7 protein-coding genes are annotated in these 10,039 nt (G+C 43.4%); 3 read left to right on the top strand and 4 right to left on the bottom strand.

Annotated features, from left to right (window positions below; genetic code table 11):
• Positions 1 to 129: 129 nt before the first annotated feature.
• From ACH2DQ_RS29765 to ACH2DQ_RS29755, 3 genes are all read right to left on the bottom strand, one after another.
• On the bottom strand, positions 130 to 1,371 hold the full coding sequence (locus ACH2DQ_RS29765; RefSeq protein WP_394916167.1) for an MFS transporter: 1,242 nt from the start codon (positions 1,369 to 1,371) through the stop codon (positions 130 to 132).
• A gap of 125 nt (positions 1,372 to 1,496) precedes the next feature.
• A complete protein-coding gene (uraA, locus tag ACH2DQ_RS29760; protein WP_394916168.1) occupies positions 1,497 to 2,819 on the bottom strand; it encodes a uracil permease in 1,323 nt (440 codons plus the stop codon).
• Between the two features lie 158 nt (positions 2,820 to 2,977).
• Positions 2,978 to 3,550, bottom strand: a complete 573-nt coding sequence (locus tag ACH2DQ_RS29755) for an N-acetylmuramoyl-L-alanine amidase (RefSeq protein ID WP_394916169.1) — start codon at positions 3,548 to 3,550, stop codon at positions 2,978 to 2,980.
• Positions 3,551 to 3,732: 182 nt separating this feature from the next.
• Here ACH2DQ_RS29755 and ACH2DQ_RS29750 point away from each other — a divergent pair, with 182 nt between their 5' ends.
• A complete protein-coding gene (locus ACH2DQ_RS29750) occupies positions 3,733 to 7,647 on the top strand; it encodes an EAL domain-containing protein (protein WP_394916170.1) in 3,915 nt (1,304 codons plus the stop codon).
• Between the two features lie 17 nt (positions 7,648 to 7,664).
• Here ACH2DQ_RS29750 and ACH2DQ_RS29745 read toward each other — a convergent pair whose 3' ends face one another.
• On the bottom strand, positions 7,665 to 8,201 hold the full coding sequence (locus tag ACH2DQ_RS29745; RefSeq protein WP_394916171.1) for a hypothetical protein: 537 nt from the start codon (positions 8,199 to 8,201) through the stop codon (positions 7,665 to 7,667).
• 296 nt (positions 8,202 to 8,497) lie between these two features.
• Between ACH2DQ_RS29745 and ACH2DQ_RS29740 the strand changes: the two genes are divergently transcribed.
• Both ACH2DQ_RS29740 and cysK read left to right on the top strand, forming a co-directional pair.
• On the top strand, positions 8,498 to 8,815 hold the full coding sequence (locus tag ACH2DQ_RS29740; protein ID WP_394916172.1) for a hypothetical protein: 318 nt from the start codon (positions 8,498 to 8,500) through the stop codon (positions 8,813 to 8,815).
• Positions 8,816 to 8,986: 171 nt separating this feature from the next.
• The gene (gene cysK, locus ACH2DQ_RS29735) at positions 8,987 to 9,916 is read left to right on the top strand and encodes a cysteine synthase A (protein WP_394916173.1); all 930 of its coding nucleotides are present in this window, start codon (positions 8,987 to 8,989) and stop codon (positions 9,914 to 9,916) included.
• Positions 9,917 to 10,039: the final 123 nt, after the last annotated feature.

The following is a 10,039-nucleotide window of genomic DNA, read 5'->3' as shown; positions in this document are numbered from 1 at the left end:
TGCGTTGAGCCTTCCAAACCCCTCTCCTGGTCCGCCCCCTTCTCTTTCCGTACACCACCTCCATCTACAAAGCGTCCTTACTCAACTAAACCCAAATATAATGCATTTAATAGAACACTATAAAACGCTCTAGAGCTCTTTTGTGAGCTTCGCTGCCCGCCTGAAAAAGATCAATCCAAGGATGAACATAATTGCCAGGGCACCTACGCCCAGATTAACTTTTCCGGTAAGCTGGCTGATGAAGCTCACCAGGATGGTACCAAGAAAAGAAGCTCCTTTCCCGCAGATGTCCAGAATCCCAAAGTATTCACCGGATTTATCAGGCGGAATGATTTTTGCAAAGAAAGAGCGGGACAGTGCCTGTACCGTTCCCTGGAACATACCAACACATACGGCTAAAATCCAGAATTCTAACTGGGAATCCAGCTGCATGGCGAACAGTGTGATGCCCAGATATGCCACAATACAGATGGTTATGAGGCGTGTGGTATCCTGCTTCTGAGCAATTCTTGCGAAGATCAGAACACAGGGAAAGGCAACGATCTGCGTCAGTAAAAGTGCCAGCAGCAGTCCTGTGGTATCAAGCCCCAGAGAGGTGCCATATGCCGTAGCCATATCTATGATGGTGTAGACGCCGTCGATATAAAAGAAAAATGCCAGCAGGAACATAAAAATATGCTTTTGGCGTTTCATGTCTTTCAGGGTTTGATACAGCCGCCCAAAACTTTCCAGGGCGGCATTACCGGTCTTTTCTACATAATAGGTCTGTTTGTAATTTTTAATCAGAGGCAGAGAGGAAGCCAGCCACCAGGCTGCAACAATACAAAAAGCCATCGCCATAGCCTGTGTCATGGTAAGTCCCAGTTTCTCTGCCCCCAATACCAGTCCCAGACTGGCAATAAACGGGATACAGCTTCCGATATAGCCCCAGGCATAGCCGTGGGAAGAAACCTTGTCCATTCGTTCCGGTACCGTGATATCGGTAAGCATAGAGTCATAAAAAATATTTGCAGAAGAATAACCGACTTTTGTGATTATGAAAATACCCAGAAACCAGATCCAGGAATGGATGAATCCTAGAATGATACATCCTGCGATGCCGATTCCAATGGAAAGAAGGAAGAATTTCTTCTTATAATTTTTGGTGTCTGAAATTGTTCCGGCAATGGGGCCGATGAGTGCCACTAAAATAGTAGCGACAGATGCGGCATAACCCCAGTAAGCAAGATAATTCACGTCGGAAATTTCAGCATTTTCAGCCAGATAGTTAAAATAAATCGGAATGATTGTTGAAACCAGCAAAATAAATGCTGAGTTGCCCACATCGTATAAGACCCATTTCTTTTCCAGGGCAGTCAGTTTAAATTTCATAGAAAATACCTCTCTGTTATGGTTAATAGGGGCAGTTAGTCCGAATAGACAAAAATCTCTTTTCGCGCGGGTTTATACCTGTTGGAAAAGAGATTTTAAGTATCGTAAATTACGGTGAACTTGTCCTACGCTTCCTCTCTGTCGTTGGTCAATTTCAGCCTGTCAAAGATATAGAATAAAAGAGACAGGATCATACCAACGATACATGCAAGTACCATGCCTTTTAATTCTACGTTGCCAAGAGTAAGTGCAGCACCTGAGAGTCCGGTGACAAAAACTACGGATGTCAATGTCAGGTTGCGGCTTTTGCCATAATCTACACCGGCATCTACCATAATACGGATTCCGGAAGTTCCGATCATTCCGTAAAGGAGGAAGGAGATACCGCCGATGACAGGACCCGGAATGGTGTTGATTAATGCCGACATCGGTCCGATGAAAGAACACAGAATCGAGAGTACGGCAGCACCGCCGATAACACGGACGGAGTATACTTTTGTCATAGCCATAACACCGATGTTTTCTCCGTAAGTTGTGGTAGGTACAGAACCGACCAGACCGGATAACATGGTGGAAAAGTTATCTGCAAATAAAGAACGGTGAAGACCCGGATCTTTTAACAGGTCACGTCCAATTATTTTACTGGTTACTACCTGGTGTCCGATGTGCTCAGAAGCGATTACCAGGATAACCGGAAGCAGTATCAGGATCGCTTCCGCATTAAAGTGGGGAAGCTGGAAATTCGGAAGGGAAATAAAAGGTGTTGCCAGTGCATCCTGGATGGTGCCAAAATCAATGACATTGAAAATGACGGCTGATATATAACCGGCAATAATGGCAATCAGGATTGGAATAACGGCAAGGAACTTTTTAAACAGTACATTTCCGAAAACGGCAACGCCTAATGTGATTAAAAAGACAATGAGGTTATTCATGGCTACCGGAGTAACCGTCTGCTCATACAATCCGGATGCCTGATCCAGTGTATAAGTTGTGGATGATAAAATCCCGGCATTGGAAGCAGCTGTTCCGGCAAGCTCCAGACCAATCAGTGCGACAACGGGACCCATGGCCGCCGGAGGCAGAACAATGTCAATCCACTTTGTCCCAAATTTGTAAATGATAAACGACAGAATACATCCGCACAGACCTACGATTACGAAACCGCCCAGGGCGTATGAGTACCCCCATTTGGCAATTACAATGCCAGCAGGTGCAAGAAAGGCAAAACTGGATCCCAGATATGCGGGTGCCTTCCCTTTTGTGATCAGGATAAATAGCAGCGTACCGATACCGTTGGTAAGCAATACGATTGCGGGACTGATTCCAAAAATAAATGGAACAAGTACAGATGCGCCAAACATGGCAAACATGTGTTGAATACTCAGAGGAGCAAGCAGTTTAAATGGTACCTTGTCCTCAACTTGAATGATCTTTCTTTCGCTCAAGAAAATTCCCTCCCTGTTTTATGATTATTTTTAACTCTTTATACTATATCATACAAAAACATGACAAGAAAGAAAAAAATGTTGAAATTGATCAGAAATTGTTTAAAAAGAGCGGGAGGGAACGGATATTGCGTAAATCAGCTAAAAAGTTACGCCAATTACAATTGGGGAAGTCCCAGATAATTCAATAGCCCCACGTAAATGCCGTATGCAAACTGATACTGGTCATCCCTTAAATGCTGAGCATCACTGGTGTTGCTGATATAAGCCAGCTCTACCAAAACCGCCGGCATATTAGTGCGGCGCAGTACGTACAGACCGGGATTGATCCGGACGCCATTATCCTTTGTCCCTACCCGGCGTACAATTTCAGCCAGTATATCCTGAGCCAGATAATAAGGTACGGAATCCGGTCGGTATACGTAGACTTCAGTGCCGTTGATGGCAGGGTTTGTATTAGAGTTTACATGGATGCTGATAAAATAGTCGGCAGGCCAGCTGTTTGCCATATTTACACGTTCACGAAGACTGGTGGCATTACTGGTACCCAGAACTTCAGTGGGGGAGTTACGGGAAGTACGAACCTCAAAGCGGGGGTCGGCGGCGAGAAGATCTGCCAGATATGCCCCTACTGTGTAGGTAATATCCTGCTCCCGAAGACCATTTCCCTCTGCTCCTGCATTAAAGCCGCTGGGATTGTGTCCCTGGTCTACAAAGATACGAATTGCCAAGAGTATCACATCTTTTCTATAATTATGGTATCTGTATATTATATGATAAAGGAGAGGGAGCGTGCAGAAAATTATATCTTTTCTGCACACTATATAATTGTATTTTAACAGAATTCAAGGTATAATAAGAACATTCCAGATTAACATATCATTGACAAGAAGCGTCCGTATATGGAGGGACCATGGAGACAGAGAATAACAAGAATGACAGGAACAAGATTCCCTGCGGTGTGTGCAGGGTGAAATGTGATAAGGTTTTTACTATAATATGGGCAAATGACCGCTATTATAAAATGTTTGGGTATACTGAAAAGGAAGAGCAGGCGAAGATAACCGGCGTTAAGCAGATCATTTACCCCGGGGATTTTCAAAGACTTATCCGTATGCTTCATAAAAAAATTGCGCAGAATACATATACTTTTGAATGTGAACACCGTTATATCCACAAAAACGGGAGTATTATGTGGATGAGAGTACAGTCATCCTATGATCCGTGTGAGGGCGGGGTTCTTACCTGTGCCATTACGGATATTACGGACCGAAAGAGTGAAGAAGCTTTGCTGGTATTAAAAGAAGAAGAAAACCGCATAGCTTTTGCCATGACCGGAAAGGTGATGGATATTTATGATATCAAAAACCGGACGCTTTATATAGAAAAAAAGGGATTACAAAATTTTGCACTTCCGGCAGTTATAACAAACATGCCGGATGGTCTGCTGGATACAGAGGTAGTAATTGAAGAAAGTAAAGAAGATGTTTCCCGGTTTTTTCAATCTATGACGGATGGAATCCCCATGGGCGAGATTGTAGTCCGTTTAAAAAATAAAAAAGGAAACCTTAACTGGTACCGAATGAAGTACCGGCTTACGTATGGGCAGGACGGGGAAGTTCAGAGAGGCATTATCATTTATGAGGACTATACTGTCCAGCGGGAAAAAGAAGCTGCATATGAAAAATGGCAGAAATATAACGAGAATCAGCTTGCGGGGGAAATTGTGTCCTTTGAGTGCAACCTGAACCAGAATACGGTGGAGCATATGGGTGGTCCCATGGCGGACGAACTTTTGCAAAACGCTGGTACCTATGATGGACTGGCTGGGTTTGTGGCCGGACAGTGGATTTATGAAGAGGACAGACAGGCATTTGAACACTTTTTTAACAGAATTAGACTGCTGGATAAATATTATAAAAAAGACTGCAGCCTGAAAATGGACTGCAGAGTTCTGGATTCCAAGGGCAATCCCGTATGGACGGAAATCTGTATTTTTCTTCTTTCAGATGCTGTTCTGGACGAAATCAGGGCGATGATTCTGATACGCAATATTGATAAAGAAAAAAGAAGAAGTCTGGAATTAGAGAACCGTTCCCAGATCGATCCACTGACAGGGCTGCTAAACCGGGGAACGGTAATCGAAGAAGTATCAATGCTTCTGGAACACAGTCCGCTGTCCAGCCGGCACATTTTTATTATGGTAGATATTGATTTCTTTAAATCCCTGAACGACCAGATGGGGCATCAGTTTGGAGACCAGGTATTAAGAGAAATCTCGAATATATTAAAAACCTCCGTCCGTATCAATGATATTGTGGGGCGTCTGGGCGGAGATGAATTCGTAATGTGCTTAAGGGATATTCCGCTGAATACCCTTCTGGAACAGAAGCTGGGAAGTATCATTACGAATCTTTCCAGGCATTATGAAGAAGGCATCTGCGTATCCGGAAGTATGGGTGTGGCGGTATACCCCAAGGACGGAACCAGTTTTGATGAGCTCTATATGCGTGCCGATGCTGCGCTTTATACCGCCAAGGAGCTGGGGCGCAATCAGTTTGTATTCTATCAACAGGGGATGGAGCAGAAAAAAAGAGACCGGAACAGGTGCAGGGAAACAGCGGAAACCGGGGCAGAAATGGAAGCCGCTGATCAGCAGCCTAAAAGTATGGACAATAAAGAGTATCGGACAGAATTCAGGTCTCTGAAGCATCTTGAGGAAAGTGATCTGATAAACCGTTATATAAAGTCAGTTCATCGTATATTCAGTGACATTGCCGTAATGAATGTAACGAAAAATCACTACAGGCGGATGCTGGGCGAGAGTGATGGAGAAATGCAGAAATGGGAGTTTGGAAATCTCGGAGAAGAACTGGATTCCATAGCCAGGAGCCGCATCTGTCCTGAGGACGAGGTACGCTTTAAACAGTTTACCAACTGGGAACTTGTGAGAAAAGCAATACAGGAAGGCAATCCTGCTGTTTATGGTGAATTCAGGACAGGTAAGGATGGTGAAATTTATAAGTGGGAAGGATTTTATCTGGTTCCCATGGACAGGGGCAATGGGGATGAGGTGTATCTTTGCCTAACTCAGGATATTCATACCAGAAAAGTTCGTGAAGAAGAGAACCGGACACTCCAGATACAGCTGCGCAGACAGATCGAAGATGAATGTTACCGTAGAATCATGGAATTATCCGGAACCATATTACTGGAGTATGACAGGGAGAATGACAGTTACTACGCATCCCCTCCGGCAAAGCAGTTTACATTTATTAAAAATGTAGGCAATAACGGGAACCAGCGCTTTATCACACAGGATGACGTTCATCCAAATGACTGGCACCAGGCGCAGATGATATCTAGAAAAGTGATCGACGGAGCCATGAATGCAGGCGCTACAGTACGTTTGAAAAAAACAGATGGTCAGTTTATGTGGTGTCATATTGTTCTAACGGTATTAAGGGCGGAAGACGGTACAATCAACCGTTCCCTATTCACTATAACAGATGTGGATGAAGCTACCAGAAACCGGAGAGAACTGGAATACAGAGCAGAATATGATGATTTGACAGGCTGTTCTAATTTCAGCCGGTTCAAAATAGAAGCGAAACAGATTCTGGAAAACAGAAATGAAAAGAAATATGCCCTTTGGTATTGCGATCTTCGCAATTTCAAATTGGTGAACAACGTCTATGGATATGATTTCGGAGACCGTGTTTTGCAGTATTGGGCAAAAATCAGCAGCCGTGACCAGCGGGAGGGAGAAATATTCGCCAGAGTTTCGGCAGATCATTTTGTTTCGCTTCTCTGGTACGACAGCATCGAAGAGTTGGAAAAGCGGTTTCGGAAAAATGCTGGATTACTGGCAAAATTCAAGGGGCTGGCAGGGAAAAAGCTGCGGCTTGAAATGGTAGCGGGCATTTATTTGATAGAAAAACGCGGAAAAAGCATTGGCGTGGAGGATATGATAGATTGTGCCAACCTTGCACAAAAAAGTGTGAAGGTATTGGAAGGCAGCAGATATGCCGTCTATACGGAAGACATGCGCAGACAGATATTGTCGGAAAAAGAGATGGAGTCAGCCATGTACAAAGCATTGGAGAACCGGGAGTTTTGCGCTTATTTTCAGCCTATCGCTGAGATTCAGGATGGAATACGGGTAACTGGGGCAGAGACCTTGGCAAGATGGATACGTCCGGGTTACGGTGTGGTTCCTCCTAACCGGTTTATCCCGCTATTCGAAAAGAATGGATTTATCATTGACCTGGACAGCTATATGTTCGAAGAGGCCTGCCGTTTTCTGCGCAAGTGGCTGGATGAAGGAAGGGAACCCATTAAAATATCGGTGAATGTCTCCAGAATCAGTGTATTTCAACGGGACTTTTCCAAACATTATATTCGGTTAAAGGAAAAGTATAATATACCAAACGGCCTGCTGGAACTGGAATGTACGGAATCCGTGCTGGTGGAGAATGCAGAATTGCTGGAGATGGTAATGCGCACCATGCGGGTAAGCGGATTTTTCTTCTCCATGGATGATTTTGGTTCCGGATATTCTTCCCTGAACCTGCTAAAAGATATTACGGTGGACATCTTAAAACTGGATATGATGTTTTTCCGCAATGAAAATCTCAAGGAACCCAGACATCAGACCATCATATCCAGTATTATCTCTATGGCGAAAGCATTAAATATGAAAGTTGTGGCTGAAGGTGTGGAGACAGAGGAACAATTGCAGCTGCTGCGTAAATTCGGATGCGACTATATCCAGGGATATCTGATCAGCAGACCCATACCGGAACAAGAATTTGAAAATCAGTTTTAAACTGGCTTGTATGCCTTTCAACTGCTGATTTTTTTAAACTTATTGTCCAGAAAGATTTGAAAATGTTCCGCTGTGCCTATTGTGAAGTTGTTTTTACCAAGAGCCAGATATCTGCCGCCGTGTTCCAGAAAATAATAATTGTGAATCAAGGTCCAGCTTTTAATGCCGGACCAGTCAACCACCGTTGTTTCTTCCGGAGCAATCTGGGTAAGAGCATTTGGGGTAATCTGAAAGGTCATCTTTTTACCCCTGAGGCAGTCATGTTTGGTTTTGCGAAGAGTTCTTACAAAAGACCTCTTAAAAAAGTCTCTGGCATAATAAATTAAGATAATGCCAAGGACCATGGCTCCCATTCCTGCGGCACCCAGCCCCCAGCTCCGTAATCGAGGTGCCTGGCTCAAAGCCAGAACGCTCATCAGAAGGAAACCAATTCCCCAAAGCTGGTAACGTTTGACTGCCTGATAAGCAGGAGTATAATTCTCTAAAAGAGTATCATAATATAGTTTTTCAAATTCATCATCATACGATGTTTCGTTCTGGAATAAAAGTTCCAAGTTACATACCTCCTTTTGAGCATGTCTGAAAAATAATTTCCGTAGTACGGTTATGAATAACCAATGAAGTTGTGTTACAGGCATTTTCCAGATATGCTTTGATTGTTTATTATATACTGAAAATGTGATTATTATATGAAAAATCGGTGATAAGAATAAATAACAATGCAAGTGTTTTAAGAAATACTGCCATGGGAGCCGTTGAATTTTCCTTTTATTGCTACTTTAAATCAAAGTTGTTTACTGTTATAATAACAAAAACAGAACAAATGTTCGAAAAGATAGGAGGAATAATCATGGTTTTTGGTACAGGGATTAATATGGATTCTCCGGATGCTGGGAGAATTCGGGGAAAGCAGATAGAAATAGCCTGTTACTGCTGGTTTACCAGAACGGGGATCAGCATACCCAGATTAGTAAAATACCAGGATGAAGAAGGAGAAATACATACGATAGGGAGTATACGTGTACTGTGTTCGGAACAGAAGAATTTTGCGGGGATTTCTTCCATGGAGTATCAGTGCGAAATGGAAGTAGAGGGGATTTTGAAAAATGTGAAGCTGATCTTTTTTCGGGAGAGGAATAAATGGGTGATGGTTTATGGGAATGAATGAGTATATATTGCTAATCCAAATGGTCTATGCTATACTTCCTATTAGAAAATATCAGGTCTAAAAGAGAACTATGCAGATTATTATGATATGAATAGGCATATATAAAAGTATCAAATAATATGCCGGATAAATAAGCTAAAAATTCTTTAGATGGAAAGGAAGCTGCAGAAAATGATCTATAATAATGTATTGGAGGCAATCGGACATACACCCATGGTTCGTTTAAACAGACTGTCCCAGGCGGACAGTGCTGAGATCCTGGTGAAATACGAAGGGGTAAATGTGGGCGGATCCGTGAAGACAAGAACCGCGTACAACATGATTGCTGAGGCAGAGAAAAAAGGAAAGCTTCATAAGGATTCGGTAATTGTGGAACCTACCAGTGGGAATCAGGGAATTGGACTGGCGCTGGTTGGAGCTGTAAAGGGTTATAAGGTAAAAATAGTGATGCCCGATTCGGTGAGTGAAGAACGCAGGAAATTAGTGACGCAGTATGGGGCGGAAGTAATACTGGTACATGATGAGGGAGATATCGGAGCCTGTATCGAGGAGTGTCTCCAGACGGCTCTTCGTATTGGGGCAGATGATCCCAATGCATATATTCCCCAGCAATTTGTCAATCCCGATAACCCATTGGTGCATAAATACCATACAGGAGTGGAAATACTGGAACAAGTAGAAGGACCAATCCATGGTTTCTGTTCCGGGGTGGGCACAGGGGGCACGCTTTCCGGCATTGGAGAGGTATTAAAACGGCAGAATCCGGATATCGTAATCTGGGCTGTAGAGCCGGAACATGCAGCAATTTTATCAGGCGGAAGCATTGGAACGCATTTACAGATGGGAATAGGTGATGGGCTGATTCCGGAGAATCTGAATATGGATATCTATGAGGATATCTGTATTGTGACGGATGAAGAAGCACTGGATGTATCCAAACGGCTTGCCAGAGAAGAAGGACTGCTGTGCGGCATTTCAAGCGGGTCCAATGTGGCGGCGGCAATGCGCCTTGCAAAAAAGCTGGGTCCGGGAAAAAGAGTGGTTACCATTCTTCCGGATACGGGAGAACGTTATTACAGCACAGAATTGTTTGAAGATTAAAAAACAGTCCCTTTTGATAAGCTTCTGATAACTTTTGCGGAGAATGCCTTGTAAAATAGTAGAAACCTATGCTATAATCCTGTCTTTGACAGTTGAATACGTAAAGAACCGCTGTATCCCCTT

Source organism: Robinsoniella sp. (assembly GCF_034124845.1).
This window is presented reverse-complemented; position numbering and strand designations above follow the sequence as displayed.